Below are 13691 nucleotides of genomic sequence, written 5' to 3' on the forward strand. Positions count from 1 at the left end.
TTTTGCACAGAAGTGAAGTTTTCAATGTCCATGGTGTCCATCACCTGACCACCGAAGCGTTCAGCCACAATACCCGTGTTAATACCTTTACGTGCCGCATAGATTGCAGCTGTTGCACCCGCAGGACCACCACCAATCACCAACACATCAAAAGCATCTTTGGCATTGAGTGCTGCTGCATCTTTTTCAGCTGAGTTGGTGTCGAGTTTTGCCACAATCTCTTCAAGGGTCATACGACCTTGGCCAATGTGTTCGTTGTCTTGGAATACCATTGGCACAGCCATGATTTTGCGTTGTTCCACTTCATCTTGGAAGAATGAACCGTCAATCATGGTTGCTGTGGTGTTCGGGTTATAAATGGCAATCAGGTTAAGCGCCTGTACCACGTCCGGACAGTTATGACAGCTTAAGGATACAAATACATCAAAGTTTGCTTTGAGGTTTAAACTTTTAATCTGGTTGAGCACTTCATTTGACACTTTAGGTGCATAGCCAGACACTTGTAACAGTGCCAAGATCAAAGACGTAAACTCATGACCCATTGGCAAGCCTGCAAAGAACACACGAGGTTGTTCACCTGCTTTAGCCACACCAAAGCTTGGACGACGTGTATTGTTTCCGTCAAAACGGGCAGTGACTTGGTCAGATAGTTCAGCAATTTCTGTCACTAACTCTTTAATTTGAGCCGCTTTATCTGATTCATCTAAAGCAGCAACTAATTCGATTGGACTTTCTAGACGTTCTAAGTAAGCTTTTAATTGAGTTTTAATGTTTTGATCTAACATCTGTTTTTACTCCAATGCATCCAAATTCTTTCAATAGATGCATAGTACGTGAAAACACAGAATAGGTAAAACAGTATGTTTTTATATATTTAATCGGTTTTTTAGATTTAATTATTATTTACTTCAAATTAAAAAAAGCCAACCTGAACTCATCCAGCGCAGGTCGGCAAACTGGTTAAACTAGAGTAAGACCACACCAAATACAGCCCCAGCAATCAAGACATGTAAAGGATGAACCTTTTTAATTAAAGATAATAAAGTTGCAATGACTACCATAATAATGAGTAAAGTATTTATTGCAGCTGCCTCAGAAATAATCCAAGCACTAGCAAGTACAGTTCCCACAGTGACAGGTTGTAAAGCAAGCTGTAAAACACGTCTCCATTTTTTATCTTTAAATTTTGACCAGCCTCTCATCACAAATACAGTAATAAGAGATGAAGGTAAAAATTTAGCAGTAGACGTTACAAGTAGACCTGACAACCCTGCTACATGCCATCCCACCAACGGTACAATCATCATGTTCGGACCAGGTGCAGCTTGAGCCATGGCGAACAATGCACTGAATTCTTGTGCCGTCATCCAGTGATGAATATCAACTACTTGGCGTTGCATCTCAGGCAAAATTGTATTGCCGCCACCAAATGCAATAAGAGACAATTGAGTAAAAATGATCGCTAAAGTAAGTAGAACTGCACCCATTACACACGTCTCCAAATGATAGCTGAATAAAATGCCAACAAAATCAGCATCGTCACTAGTAAAGAGATTTTTAGAAAAGCAATACTGATAATTGCAGCAACAACTACGCAAATCGCTAATGGATTACGTAATAATGGCTTAAGCATTTTCAAACCTGTTGCAACCAGAAGTCCTGCTGCTGCTGCCGCTAAACCTTCGAAAAGATGCTTAACCATTAAATTATCTTGGAACTGCTCATAGACATAATGTAAAAGTACAACAATTATCGTAGGTGCAAGGATCAGACCAATGAGTGAGCTCACTGCCCCACGAACACCGCGAAACTCCATGCCAATCGCAACCGATAAATTAATAATATTGCCGCCTGGTAAAAATTGACACAGACCAAGTAACTCAGTGAATTTTTCAGGGCTTAGCCACTGTCTCTGCTCTACAATAACTTTACGGGCTAAAGGCAGCACGCCACCGAATCCAATTAAACCTAATGTTAAAAAACCTAAAAATAACTCTGTGCAGGTCGGGATACTCTCCTTCTGCACAGCAAACTCAACATGGTTCATTTTCGTTACTTTTCACTTTATCTGACCAAGATAGAATGATACTTTTGTGATATATCTACAAATGCTTTTATTTTCATTAACCATACCATAAAGGTATTCCTATGCTCGATTTACATAAGCTCCATGCCTTTGTTGTGGTAATTGAAGAAAGGAATATTACGCATGCCGCAAACCGATTGTTTATTCAACAGCCGCCTCTAACGCGTTTACTTAAAAAACTCGAAGAAGTACTTGGTACACAATTACTTATTCGCCAGCCTCGAGGAATTGAACCAACTGAGGCTGGTTTAGCCTTATTTAAAGAAGCACAACTTTTATTAGAACATGCGCGCCATATTCCAAAATTAGTCCAAGATGTTAGCCAAGGTAAAACTGGACAACTCAATATTGGTTTTACAAGTTCCGCAGGTTTGCATCCGCTTATTTCACTAGTATTGCGCTCATATCGAGAAATATATCCAAATGTACAAACCAAACTTGAAGAAGCAGGCAGCCAAAAACAATTAGATCGATTAATCTCCGAGAAACTTGATATTGCTTTTTTAAGAGCACCGATCAGCCGTGATATTGGGTTAAAACATCACCATATATTAGATGAGCCAATGATGGTGGCATTGCCTATAGGCCATCCACTTACACAAAAAGAAAAAATTAGCTCAAATGACTTATCAAATGAAAATTTTGTTTTATACCGTCGTTCTTCAGGACAAGGTTTATATGACAATATTTTATATAGTTGCTACCAAGCAGGTTTTAGTCCACGCATTATTCAGGAAGCACCTCGACCTACCGCCACATTAAATTTAGTTGCTGCTGGAATTGGTATAACGATTGTGCCAGCTTCAATGCATAACTTTTGGGAACATGAAATTGTGTATCGCGATTTTGATGATTCAATAAAAATGAATGCGCCTATTTACTTGATTACACGAGAAAATGAGAGCTCTGCCAAAGTTTCAAATTTTATTGAACTATTACAAAAACTTTTGCCCACAATGGCCTGAGTGTAAGAGCTAAGCAATAAAAAGTGCCCCAAGTGGAGCACTTTTTTATGAAACTGTTTATTTTTGATTTACTCGTTTTGACAGCTCTTCTGCTGATTCTTTGCGCTCAGAATAGCGATCTGTCAAATACTGTTTTTGCCCACGTGTTAATAAAGTGAACTTATACAATTCTTCCATAACATCAACGATTCGGTCATAGTAAGAGGATGGTTTCATACTGCCATCTTCTTCAAACTCTAAAAAAGCTTTAGCAACCGAAGACTGATTTGGGATGGTAATCATGCGCATCCAACGCCCTAAAATACGCATTTGATTGACCGCATTAAATGACTGCGAACCACCACTAACTTGCATAACTGCTAAGGTTTTACCTTGAGTTGCACGGATTGCTCCAGCTGCCAAAGGAATCCAGTCAATCTGGGCTTTTAAAATTGAACTCATTGCACCATGACGTTCTGGTGAACACCACACCATACCTTCTGCCCAAGCCAAAAGCGCATGTAACTCTTGAACTTTCGGATGATCAGTTCCTGCATCCTCAGGTAAAGGTAAACCTTTAGGATGAAAGATTTTGACTTCAGCACCTAAGTATTCAAGGATTCGACCAGCCGTCAGCACAGCAAAACGACTATAAGAACGTTCACGATTAGAACCATATAGCAATAAAATGCGAGGTGGATGCTCAAGCTGCTGTGCTTGCACTTGCTCAAATGTAGGTTTATCTAAAAGATCTAATGCTACATTTGATAAATCATTATTAAGACTGTTCATCTGAGAAATACTTTTTCTTTAACCAAAGAGAAACGGTAACGAGTGAAATTAAAACGGGTACTTCAACCAATGGTCCTATCACTGTGGTAAATGCCACAGGTGATGCCAAACCAAATGTTGCAATGGCAACCGCTAAAGCTAACTCAAAATTGTTACCAGCCGCAGTAAACGAAATAGCAGTGGTACGTGGATAGTTATTCCCCATACGTTTACTCATAAAGAAGCTAATGAAGAACATCACCACAAAGTAAATCGTGAGCGGAATCGCAATACGTAATACATCTAAAGGTAAGCTCACTACATCACCACCTTTTAGGCTAAACATCGCCACGATGGTAAAAAGTAAAGCAATTAAACTAATTGGACTAATTTTTGGTAAAAATTTAGTTTGATACCATTCCAAACCTTTCGACTTGACTAAAATCAAACGCGTCAAGAACCCCATCAAAAATGGAATACCCAAGTACACCAAAACCGCATGTGTAATAGTCCAGAAATTCACATCAATGACTTGCCCTGCCACACCAAAATAAGGCGGGAAAAAGGTTAAGAACAACCATGCATAGGTACTGAAAAATAAGATTTGGAAAATACTGTTAAATGCAACCAACGCTGCAACATATTGGTTATCACCACAAGCCAGCCCATTCCACACCAAAACCATTGCAATACAACGTGCCAAACCAATCAAAATAAGACCAGTCATGTATTCCGGATAGCTATGCAAGAAAACTATCGCAAGTACGAACATTAAAACCGGTGCAATCAACCAGTTTTGTACTAACGATAAAGTTAAGGTTTTCTTATCTTTAAATACTTCTGGTAACGCAGCGTAGTCAACCTTAGCTAAAGGTGGATACATCATCAAGATTAAGCCGATTGCGATTGGAATATTGACGTTATCTACACTCATTCTGTTCAAAGAAACCGAGGCTTGAGGAAAGAACACCCCAATTGCCAAACCTAAAGCCATGGCTATAAAAATCCATAGCGTCAGGTTACGGTCTAAAAAAGAAAGCTTTTGCTTAGTCATCTCGGCTCTCTCACTCAATATGAGAGATTTTATTAATCTCAGCAATCAAATGTGAACGGCTTAAGTTCGCAACATCAAGTGCAAACAATGCATCTAAACGACGGTTGATATGATCTACAGTCTCTTGGAATGCTTTAAGCTTTTCTTCTTTCGGCAAGTCTAAGTGAGATGGGTCACTTAAACCCCAATGTGCTTTGATTGCGCCACCTAAATAAAGTGGGCATGCTTCTTGTGCAGCAGAATCACAGACTGTAATCACAACATCTGGTTGATACTGCTCGCAGTCATCAATAGTTTTACTCCATAGCCCATCTGTTGAAAGACCTAAGTTTTCAAGTGTTTCAATGGTTAATGGATGTACCTGTCCTGATGGTTTACTGCCAGCGCTATAGGCTTTCCAATTTTCTGGTGCACGACTATTAAATAAAACTTCTGACAAAATGCTACGGCAACTGTTTCCAGTGCATAAAAATAAGAATTTCATGGTGTTACTCACAATAGGTAGAAATAGAAGAAAACTGTGAAGATGATTGATTCACTAAATTTTCATCTTGGTTTGCTATAGTTTTCAAAACTTCAACAGCCCAATTGGGTAAATCTGGATTGACGCTGTAATACACCCATTGCCCCTGTCGTGTATCAAGTAAAATGCCATGAGTTCGTAACAAAGCTAAGTGCCTAGAGATTTTCGGTTGACTCAACTCAAGCTGTTCAGTTAACTCACAGACACAAATATTTTGTTTATTTAGAACTAATTTAAGAATATTTAACCGAGTTTGGTCAGATAGACATTTAAAGAAATCGACTTGGTTGATCATATCTTCAACAGAATATATTCGTTATTGCAAATATACGGATATCCATATATAAATGCAATATCTTAATTTGACAATAAATTTACCATGACTGAGCTAGTGAAGATTTACCATAACCCTGCTTGCGGAACCTCACGTAATACCTTGGCGCTTATTCGTCATGCAGGAATTGAACCTATCGTTATTGAATATTTGCAAACACCACCAAGTAAAGATGAATTGATTCAACTCATTAAGGATTCAGGCTTAACTGTACGGGAAGCAATTCGTAAAAATGTTGATCCCTATAAAGATTTAGATTTGGAACAAGACCATTGGACCGATGAACAGTTAATTGATTTTATGGTTCAGTACCCAATTTTAATCAATCGTCCATTTGTGGTTACACCAAAAGGCACGCGACTTTGCCGCCCTTCCGAGATTGTCCTTGATATTTTAGATGTAGAAAACTTAGGCTATTTCACAAAAGAAGATGGCGAAGTGATCATTGATGAACAAGGTCGTCGTATAAAGTAATTGAAGGTATTTATTAATATAAAAAGCTAAATGGCATGGCACCATTTAGCTTTTTTGAATGAAACGGATTAAAAATAGGATTTAATAAAAGGAAGCAGTTGCTCTCCTATTACCATGCCTAATAAACCGACTAATGCAACAAGAGGTGGAGCTGGTGACTTAACATTTAAAACATAATATAAGACACCAACAAGCAACCCTACAGCCAAAGATAACAAGTACATTTTCATCGTACATACCTTAGAGAATCAAGCCATTTAATCAGCAGGTTCCCATACTGTTTTATTTAAAATGCAAAACACGAGCACCCAAGTGCGCCCCAGAAAGATTTTTTGTCCTTATCATTTACAGGAACATCAAGCATCCAAGCATGGCTATGCCCATGCATACCACAACTGCTAGCACATGCACACAAAGCACTTTGTGACTGTAATGATTGATTAGAAGGAGCATTACGGTTTTCAGATAAACGCCACTGACCACCGAAGCGCTTTACTGGTGACCATGTTGGTGAAGCTGGTGGTAACGGCGGATCGTCGTGCTTAAACTCTGCCCCGGCATAGACCACTTTGCCACCTAAGACAGTAAGTACAGACTCAATCCACTGGATATCCTCAGCTTCTACTTTAAAGTAGTCATCAGATAATACGACCAAATCAGCAAGCTCTCCTGCTGTTAGTGAACCTTTAACATCTTTTTCGCCAGAGAACCAAGCCGAACCTTTAGTCCAGAGTTTGAGTGCTGTCTGACGGTCTAATAGATTTTTTTCATCATAGAGTGGTAAACCACCGACTGTTTTACCAGTACTTAGCCAATACAAACACACCCAAGGGTTATAAGAGGCAACACGAGTCGCATCTGTCCCCGCACCAACAGGAACACCAAGTTCTAACATTTTCTTAACTGGTGGCGTTGCCTGAGCAGCCTCGGCACCATAGCGTTTTACGAAAATCTCACCTTGGTAGGCCATACGGTGTTGAATGGCGATACCACCACCCAACGCACCAATACGTTCAATATTACGCTCAGATACAGTTTCGGCATGGTCAATAATAAATCGAGTTGCAAATGGCTGTTTTGAATTTACTTTCTCAAATACATTCAGCAAACGATTAATACTTTCATCATAGGTTGCATGAATACGGAATGGCCATTTCTTTTCAGCCAAGTGCTCTACAATAGCTTCTAGTTCACCTTCCATTTTTTCTGGTAAATCTGGACGTGGTTCATAGAAATCTTCAAAGTCACCCGCTGACCAAGTCAGGTTCTCACCTGCTCCATTCATTCTAAACAGCTCATCACCATCACCTGGAAATGTCATTTCTGTCCAACGGCGATAGTCATCAAGCTCTTGGCCTGCCTTTTGAGCAAATAGGTTGTAAGCGATTCGCACCGTCATTTGATTTTGATCGTGTAATTGCTTAATCACATCATAATCTTCAGGATAGTTTTGACCACCACCGCCTGCATCAATTGCTGAAGTAATGCCTAATCGGTTCAGTTCACGCATGAAATGACGAGTTGAATTGACTTGATCTTCAACTGGCAATTTTGGTGCTTTCCCTAAGGTCGAATATAAAATCATAGCCGATGGCGTAGCGAGCAGCAGACCAGTTGGCTCACCCTTTTCATCTCTTACAATCTTGCCACCCGGTGGATCTGGTGTGTCTTTGTTAAAGCCTAATACATCAAGGGCAGCTCGGTTCAACAAGGCACTGGCATATAGATGTAAAACGAATACTGGAGTATCTGGTGCAGCTTTATTAATTTCTTCTAAAGTCGGTAAACGCTTTTCGGCAAACTGGAACTCAGTCCAACCACCTACGACACGAACCCATTGTGGAGCTGGCGTATTATCTGCTTGCTCTTTAAGTAAGCGTAACGCATCGGCAACGGATGGCACACCTTCCCAGCGCAGCTCCATATTGTAATTTAGGCCACCACGAATAATATGCAAATGACTGTCGTTTAGACCTGGTATAACGCGACGGCCATTTAAATCTACAACTTTGCTTGTTGGAGTTGCGAGTTTCATTACCTCATCATTTGTACCCGTGCGTAATACTTTACCGTCTGCAATCGCAATTGCTTGTACTTCGGGGTTCTGAGGATCTAGTGTTGTGATTTTACCGTTTATGAGTATGAGGTTTATTTCGGTCATTCTGAACTCCATTCTTGTGAATTATCGTTCTAAAAAATAAAGGCATATCTGTATTAATATCACTTAAATATTGAATACTAGACATGCCTTTACCTAAATCAGTACTGTTTTATTTTGCAGGAACTGGTGCAAGTACTTCATGTTTTGATGTTGTACGCTCAGGTGCCTTATGTACCATCGTATAAGCATAATCCACACCCATACCGTAAGCACCAGAGTGTTCACGGACAATTGCCATAACTGCATCATACGTATCACGATGTGCCCAATCACGTTGCCATTCAAGTAATACTTGTTGCCAAGTTACTGGAACAACACCCGCTTGAATCATGCGTTGCATGGCATAGTCATGAGCCTCTTTCGATGTACCACCTGAAGCATCCGCGACCATATAAATCTCATAATCCCCTTCAAGCATCGCACCAAAAGCAAAGGTGTTGTTGCACACTTCAGTCCATAAGCCTGAAACAATCACTTTTTTACGATTATTTTTTGCAAGCGAATCACGTACTTTTTGGTCGTCCCATGAGTTCATAGAAGTACGTTCTAGTAATGGAGCATCTGGAAATACATCTAAAAGTTCTGGATAGGTATGACCAGAGAAGCTTTCAGTTTCAACCGTTGTAATGGTGACAGGAATATTGAATGTTTTAGCTGCTTTTGCTAATCCTACAGTATTATTCTTTAATACTTGGCGATCTATTGACTGTACCCCAAAAGCCATTTGTGGCTGATGATCAATAAAAATAACCTGACAATTTGTTGGTGAAAGTTGTTCTAAAAGTGACTTATTCATGGGTAAACTCCATTATTCCTTATGAGTAATGCATTAAAATTGCTTACTGGTCATTATCAAAACAGATAAAAATGTAAAAGCATAGACAGCAAATCAGCACGAATCTGTATGCTGTACGAATACAATAAAATCACTGATTGCTTTTTAATTTTTATAGTTTAATCATTGATATATATTTTTTTAACTTTTGCTTATCCATGGATCGATTAGACTGTATTTCCACTTTTGTAAGTGTCGTAGAACATGGGAATTTTAGTAGCGCAGCCAGAGCACTCGACATCTCTCGTGACTTAGTGGCCAAACGTGTTTGCTACCTCGAAAATGACCTAAAAACTACACTGCTAACCCGAACCACAAGACAGATGAACCTCACCTCTTGTGGAGAAAAGTTTTATCAGCATAGCAAAGTCATTTTAAGTGAGTTTGAATGGGCTGCCTACGAAATTAGCTATAACCAACAGTACCCGGAAGGTGAACTCAAGCTCAATACGCCAATGTCTTTTAGCAACATTTTTCTTCAACATATCATTTCGGACTTTATAGAGAAATATCCCAGCATCAAAATTGATTTATTCATGACTGATCAGCTATTAGACATGAATAATAATAAATTTGATTTAACAATTCGTGTAGATGGCTCTCCTCCAAATTTGGCAAATAGTAAAATATTAAATACCTATCAACGATATTTGTATGCAACACCTGAGTATTTTAATCAGCATGGATTGCCAGATTCATTAGAAGAACTTAAAGAACATAAGTTTCTAATTTACTATCAGGATAGTCGACATAAGAAGTTGATCTTCCAAAAAGATCAAAAAGAAGTGTCCTTTAATTGCTTCCCTGTGATGACCTGTAATAATGGTGAATTATTATTAGATATGTGTTTGAAAGACCACGGCATTGTTTTTCTTCCAGAGTTTATTGCGGAGCCTTACTACAAAGAAGGTAAATTACAGAAATGTTTGGAAGACTACACCAGTCAGCCGCTTCACCTATATGTCACATGGCCAAACCGTAAGATTTTATCGAAGAAAGTAAAATTATTTATTGATTTTCTAACACGTCAAATCGTTCCCATAAAATAACTAATCTGGGCCTTTTCCAGAAGAATTGGCCCCATTATTTTTTAGTTAGTTTAAATGGATTCAATCTTCTTATTTTTAAATAAATTTAATAAATTTTGTTCTACTGACGCTGTGCTGTCTTCTTCAATAAATGTCGTCGCGTAGTGTTCTAAATGCTCTTCCATCAATTGAGTTGCTCGTTTTTCATCGCCTTGTTCAATCGCATCTAAAATTGCACGGTGTTCATCTGCCGAACAATTATTATGTTTTGGAATTTCATATAAGCCAATTAATAATGAAGTCCTTGCAATAAGCGTCTGCAAATAACTGGTCATAATCGTATTTTGATTTGCTTCAATCAGCTTTAAATGAAATTGCCCCGATAGCTTAATCCACTCGGCCCAATTGCCAGCTAAACGCTCATGAGACTCTTGATCTACTAAGCCTCGAAGCTCACTAAAATCTAAGTTATGTGACTTTTGAGCTAACTTTTTTACAGTGGCGATTTCAAGCATGCTGCGTGCTTCAAAGACCTCTTTTGTCTCATGAGCGCTATGTTTTGCGATGAGTGCTCCACGATTGGGCTGAATTTCGATAACCTTATCATGTGCAAGTTTGACGAAAACACGTCTTAGCACTCCTCGCGTTACACCGAAAGCTTCACATAAAGGTGCTTCAATTAAACGTGCGCCAGGGGCAAGTTGCCTATTTAAAATAGCATCTACAATAGCGTTATATATATGGTCATCAATTTCATCATTGCTCATTTCTAAGGCTTTTTTTGGTGCATTTGATGGCATTGATTTCTCCATTTTTATTAACGCCTCCTCTTTTTAAAACTTTATCTAATAACTGTAGTGTAAGTTTAACTTAAGCGTTTTGGAATATTGCTCTCATTTCCAAAACACTAATGTTGAGCTAAACAATTCAATATTAGACTTCTAAATATCCACTTATACACCTAACTTTACTTACTTTTTATAAAAAATTAAGCACTTCTCATTTTATAAATTTGTCTCTTCATATCCAAAATTCATACCAGTTTAAATAACTCATAAGCGCTACTTCTTAAATTTGGCATAACTTTTGCTCAATTAAAATTGTGCACAATACAAATATCACATTGTGCACAATTTTAATTTCATTCTTTTAGCCAGAATTTCAAGCTGCTGAAGAACGTGCCAGCCCAACATAAGGGAAGTGAGTGTTCAAGATGAATAATACCGAAGCAATAATTAAATCTTCTTATGATGCAAAGCTAACAAATCAAGACCTAGCTCCTTTAAAAAAGCAAACTTGGGGCGCTTATAATATTTTTGCCTTTTGGATGTCTGATGTTCATAGTGTCGGTGGCTATGTCATGGCTGGGAGCCTTTTTGCACTTGGGCTAAATAGCTGGCAGGTACTTTTATCTTTACTCATCGGCATTGCTATAGTTCAGTTTTTTACAAATCTGATTGCCAAGTCTAGCCAACAAACAGGCACGCCCTATCCTGTTATTTGTCGTGCCACTTTCGGTGTGCTTGGTGCAAATATTCCTGCTGTTATTCGGGGTCTTATCGCTGTTGCATGGTATGGCATTCAAACCTATTTGGCCTCAAGTGCATTCTTATTAGTCATTTTAAAGTTCTTTCCAGACTGGTCAGTCTATGCTGATGTTTCAACTTACGGCTTTCTTGGGCTTTCCTATTTAGGCTGGGTTAGCTTCATGCTGCTTTGGTTACTGCAAGCGATTGTTTTTTGGTCTGGCATGGACAGCATACGTAAATTTATTGACTGGGCAGGTCCAGCTGTCTATGTTGTGATGTTTGCGATGGCAGTATGGCTCATCTGGAAAGCTGGCTGGCAGAATATTGATTTAAACCTAAGCGGTGTTCAATACGACGGTTTTGCGGTTGTACCAGTCATGATTGGTGCTATTGCGCTTGTTGTTTCATATTTTTCTGGACCAATGCTGAACTTTGGTGACTTTTCTCGTTATGGCAAAAGTTTTAATACCATAAAAATGGGAAACTTTCTTGGACTACCGATTAATTTCTTAGGCTTTTCTTTACTTACTGTGGTGTGTATTGCGGCAACGCTTCCAGTCTACGGCAAACTCATTACAGACCCTGTCGAGATGGTTGGAAAACTTGATAATACATTTGTGGTTATTTTAGGCAGTTTAACCTTAATGATTGCCACCATTGGGATTAATATTGTCGCTAACTTTGTATCACCTGCCTTTGATTTTTCCAACGTTTCACCGAGCAAAATTAGCTGGCGCATGGGTGGAATGATTGCAGCAGTAGGTTCAATTTTCATTACCCCATGGAATTTGTTTAATAACCCTCAAGTGATCCATTACACCATTGATATTTTAGGTGCATTTATCGGTCCGCTTTTTGGCGTATTGATAGCCGATTTTTACCTCGTTAAAAAACAAAAAATCGAAGTAGATGATTTATATACCTTAGATACCAAAGGTTTGTATTGGTACAAAAATGGTTATAACCACTCTGCCTTTTATGCCTTAATTCCAGCTTCATTAATTCCTATTCTATGTGTGCTTTTACCACAACTATCAGGGCTAGCTAATTTCACATGGTTTATTGGGATGGGATTCGGTTTTGTCATTTACCGATTTCTTAATCAACCGCTTGCCCATGCTAAATCGGCAATGACGAAGGCAAAAGTACAATGAAAATTAAAATTATTAATCCCAATACTACTCAAAACATGACTAACAAAATTGCAACATCAGCAAAGATAGTCGCAGGTTCTGATACTCAAATTATTGCAGTGAGTCCTCAAATGGGCCCTGCAACAATTGAAAGTTATTATGATGAAGCTCTAAGTGCAGTAGGTGTGCTGGAGGAAATTCGCCAAGGTGAATTTCTAGGTGTAGATGCTTATGTTATTGCCTGTTTTGGTGACCCTGCGCTTTATGCTGCCCGTGAAATGACTTCAGCACCTGTGATTGGGATTGCCGAAGCAGCTATGCGAACTGCAAGTTATGTAAGTACTGGTTTTAGTGTGGTCACAACCTTACAACGCACAGTGAATATGAGCTGGCATCTAGCTCATCGCTATGGCGCTCAACCCTTCTGTAAAAATGTTCGAGCTTGTGACATTGCAGTTGAAGAGTTAGAGCTTCCTGACTCAAATGCCTATCGAACCATACGAGATGAATGCAAAAAAGCACTCGCTGAAGACAAAAGCGATGCGATTGTTTTGGGCTGTGCAGGTATGAGTGATTTATGCCTAAAACTACAAAACGAGTTAGGAGTGATTGTTATTGACGGCGTTGCAGCAGCAATTAAACAAGCTGAAATGTTAGTTCAGTTAAATTTAAAAACCAGCAAAGTTGGTGATTGGGCCTCACCTCCTATAAAGAACTACACAGGCCTATTGTCAGGATTTGGAATGCGCTAAAGAGTTAATATTTCAATTCCAGCTCAAAACTCAGAGTTGGAATTGAAACAAAGAATAATTAAAGGAA

General features: G+C 38.9%; 16 protein-coding genes. 5 read left to right on the forward strand and 11 right to left on the reverse strand.

The window, feature by feature from the left end:
- The 3 genes from J536_RS08605 to J536_RS08615 all read right to left on the reverse strand — a co-directional run.
- Positions 1–785 (reverse strand): thioredoxin family protein (locus J536_RS08605; RefSeq protein WP_032062616.1); only part of this gene is annotated, 785 nt, incomplete at its 3' end.
- 180 nt (positions 786–965) lie between these two features.
- Complete coding sequence (locus J536_RS08610) at positions 966–1487, reverse strand: chromate transporter (protein WP_000501457.1); 522 nt, start codon at positions 1485–1487, stop codon at positions 966–968.
- The gene (locus J536_RS08615) at positions 1487–2047 is read right to left on the reverse strand and encodes a chromate transporter (RefSeq protein ID WP_032062618.1); all 561 of its coding nucleotides are present in this window, start codon (positions 2045–2047) and stop codon (positions 1487–1489) included. Before J536_RS08615 ends, J536_RS08610 begins: the two co-directional genes overlap by 1 nt.
- 101 nt (positions 2048–2148) lie before the next feature.
- On the opposite strand from J536_RS08615, the gene J536_RS08620 reads away from it, so the two are divergent.
- On the forward strand, positions 2149–3051 hold the full coding sequence (locus J536_RS08620; RefSeq protein ID WP_032062620.1) for a LysR family transcriptional regulator: 903 nt from the start codon (positions 2149–2151) through the stop codon (positions 3049–3051).
- Between the two features lie 57 nt (positions 3052–3108).
- Here J536_RS08620 and arsH read toward each other — a convergent pair whose 3' ends face one another.
- The 4 genes from arsH to J536_RS08640 are packed head-to-tail and all read right to left on the reverse strand — an operon-like array spanning position 3109 to position 5673.
- A complete protein-coding gene (arsH, locus tag J536_RS08625) occupies positions 3109–3822 on the reverse strand; it encodes an arsenical resistance protein ArsH (protein WP_005069734.1) in 714 nt (237 codons plus the stop codon).
- Complete coding sequence (gene arsB / locus J536_RS08630; protein WP_032062622.1) at positions 3809–4855, reverse strand: ACR3 family arsenite efflux transporter; 1047 nt, start codon at positions 4853–4855, stop codon at positions 3809–3811. The genes arsH and arsB overlap by 14 nt, the downstream gene beginning before the upstream one ends.
- Positions 4856–4865: 10 nt before the next feature.
- The gene (locus J536_RS08635; protein ID WP_032062626.1) at positions 4866–5339 is read right to left on the reverse strand and encodes an arsenate reductase ArsC; all 474 of its coding nucleotides are present in this window, start codon (positions 5337–5339) and stop codon (positions 4866–4868) included.
- 4 nt (positions 5340–5343) lie between these two features.
- Positions 5344–5673, reverse strand: coding sequence for a metalloregulator ArsR/SmtB family transcription factor (locus J536_RS08640; RefSeq protein ID WP_032062628.1), 330 nt, complete (start codon positions 5671–5673; stop codon positions 5344–5346).
- Positions 5674–5757: 84 nt separating this feature from the next.
- Here J536_RS08640 and arsC point away from each other — a divergent pair, with 84 nt between their 5' ends.
- Positions 5758–6186, forward strand: coding sequence for an arsenate reductase (glutaredoxin) (arsC, locus tag J536_RS08645; protein WP_032056309.1), 429 nt, complete (start codon positions 5758–5760; stop codon positions 6184–6186).
- Positions 6187–6254: 68 nt separating this feature from the next.
- Here the strand turns inward: arsC and J536_RS24990 are convergent, their stop codons facing one another.
- The 3 genes from J536_RS24990 to J536_RS08660 all read right to left on the reverse strand — a co-directional run bounded on the left by J536_RS24990 (position 6255) and on the right by J536_RS08660 (position 9143).
- Entirely contained in the window at positions 6255–6416 is a 162-nt protein-coding gene (locus J536_RS24990) for a DUF1427 family protein (protein WP_000784879.1), read from the reverse strand.
- A 56-nt stretch (positions 6417–6472) separates the two neighbouring features.
- Positions 6473–8347, reverse strand: a complete 1875-nt coding sequence (locus J536_RS08655) for an amidohydrolase (protein ID WP_032062630.1) — start codon at positions 8345–8347, stop codon at positions 6473–6475.
- 109 nt (positions 8348–8456) lie between these two features.
- Positions 8457–9143 (reverse strand): hydrolase, encoded by a 687-nt coding sequence (locus J536_RS08660; RefSeq protein WP_001043290.1) that lies wholly within the window; start codon positions 9141–9143, stop codon positions 8457–8459.
- Positions 9144–9340: 197 nt separating this feature from the next.
- Here J536_RS08660 and J536_RS08665 point away from each other — a divergent pair, with 197 nt between their 5' ends.
- Complete coding sequence (locus tag J536_RS08665) at positions 9341–10231, forward strand: LysR family transcriptional regulator (protein ID WP_032056314.1); 891 nt, start codon at positions 9341–9343, stop codon at positions 10229–10231.
- A 50-nt stretch (positions 10232–10281) separates the two neighbouring features.
- Here the strand turns inward: J536_RS08665 and J536_RS08670 are convergent, their stop codons facing one another.
- Complete coding sequence (locus tag J536_RS08670; protein WP_068791388.1) at positions 10282–11022, reverse strand: GntR family transcriptional regulator; 741 nt, start codon at positions 11020–11022, stop codon at positions 10282–10284.
- A 401-nt stretch (positions 11023–11423) separates the two neighbouring features.
- On the opposite strand from J536_RS08670, the gene J536_RS08675 reads away from it, so the two are divergent.
- Together J536_RS08675 and J536_RS08680 are read left to right on the forward strand one after the other, a co-directional pair.
- Positions 11424–12893: an NCS1 family nucleobase:cation symporter-1 gene (locus J536_RS08675; protein WP_032056318.1), complete on the forward strand. Its 1470-nt coding sequence runs from the start codon at positions 11424–11426 to the stop codon at positions 12891–12893.
- Positions 12890–13624: an aspartate/glutamate racemase family protein gene (locus tag J536_RS08680; protein ID WP_032056320.1), complete on the forward strand. Its 735-nt coding sequence runs from the start codon at positions 12890–12892 to the stop codon at positions 13622–13624. The genes J536_RS08675 and J536_RS08680 overlap by 4 nt, the downstream gene beginning before the upstream one ends.
- Positions 13625–13691 lie beyond the last annotated feature (67 nt).

Origin of the sequence: Acinetobacter sp. 809848 (genome assembly GCF_000581275.1) — a bacterium.
GTDB classification, from domain to species: Bacteria; Pseudomonadota; Gammaproteobacteria; order Pseudomonadales; family Moraxellaceae; genus Acinetobacter; species Acinetobacter pittii.

What these genes read in the sequence shown, in the direction of transcription:
- J536_RS08610 (WP_000501457.1), bottom strand. Translation starts at nt 1,487, where the DNA reads ATGGGTGCAGTTCTACTTACTTTAGCGATCATTTTTACTCAATTGTCT.
- J536_RS08615 (WP_032062618.1), bottom strand. Translation starts at nt 2,047, where the DNA reads ATGAACCATGTTGAGTTTGCTGTGCAGAAGGAGAGTATCCCGACCTGC.
- J536_RS08620 (WP_032062620.1), top strand. Translation starts at nt 2,149, where the DNA reads ATGCTCGATTTACATAAGCTCCATGCCTTTGTTGTGGTAATTGAAGAA.
- arsH (WP_005069734.1), bottom strand. Translation starts at nt 3,822, where the DNA reads ATGAACAGTCTTAATAATGATTTATCAAATGTAGCATTAGATCTTTTA.
- arsB (WP_032062622.1), bottom strand. Translation starts at nt 4,855, where the DNA reads ATGACTAAGCAAAAGCTTTCTTTTTTAGACCGTAACCTGACGCTATGG.
- J536_RS08635 (WP_032062626.1), bottom strand. Translation starts at nt 5,339, where the DNA reads ATGAAATTCTTATTTTTATGCACTGGAAACAGTTGCCGTAGCATTTTG.
- J536_RS08640 (WP_032062628.1), bottom strand. Translation starts at nt 5,673, where the DNA reads ATGATCAACCAAGTCGATTTCTTTAAATGTCTATCTGACCAAACTCGG.
- arsC (WP_032056309.1), top strand. Translation starts at nt 5,758, where the DNA reads ATGACTGAGCTAGTGAAGATTTACCATAACCCTGCTTGCGGAACCTCA.
- J536_RS24990 (WP_000784879.1), bottom strand. Translation starts at nt 6,416, where the DNA reads ATGAAAATGTACTTGTTATCTTTGGCTGTAGGGTTGCTTGTTGGTGTC.
- J536_RS08655 (WP_032062630.1), bottom strand. Translation starts at nt 8,347, where the DNA reads ATGACCGAAATAAACCTCATACTCATAAACGGTAAAATCACAACACTA.
- J536_RS08660 (WP_001043290.1), bottom strand. Translation starts at nt 9,143, where the DNA reads ATGAATAAGTCACTTTTAGAACAACTTTCACCAACAAATTGTCAGGTT.
- J536_RS08665 (WP_032056314.1), top strand. Translation starts at nt 9,341, where the DNA reads ATGGATCGATTAGACTGTATTTCCACTTTTGTAAGTGTCGTAGAACAT.
- J536_RS08670 (WP_068791388.1), bottom strand. Translation starts at nt 11,022, where the DNA reads ATGGAGAAATCAATGCCATCAAATGCACCAAAAAAAGCCTTAGAAATG.
- J536_RS08675 (WP_032056318.1), top strand. Translation starts at nt 11,424, where the DNA reads ATGAATAATACCGAAGCAATAATTAAATCTTCTTATGATGCAAAGCTA.
- J536_RS08680 (WP_032056320.1), top strand. Translation starts at nt 12,890, where the DNA reads ATGAAAATTAAAATTATTAATCCCAATACTACTCAAAACATGACTAAC.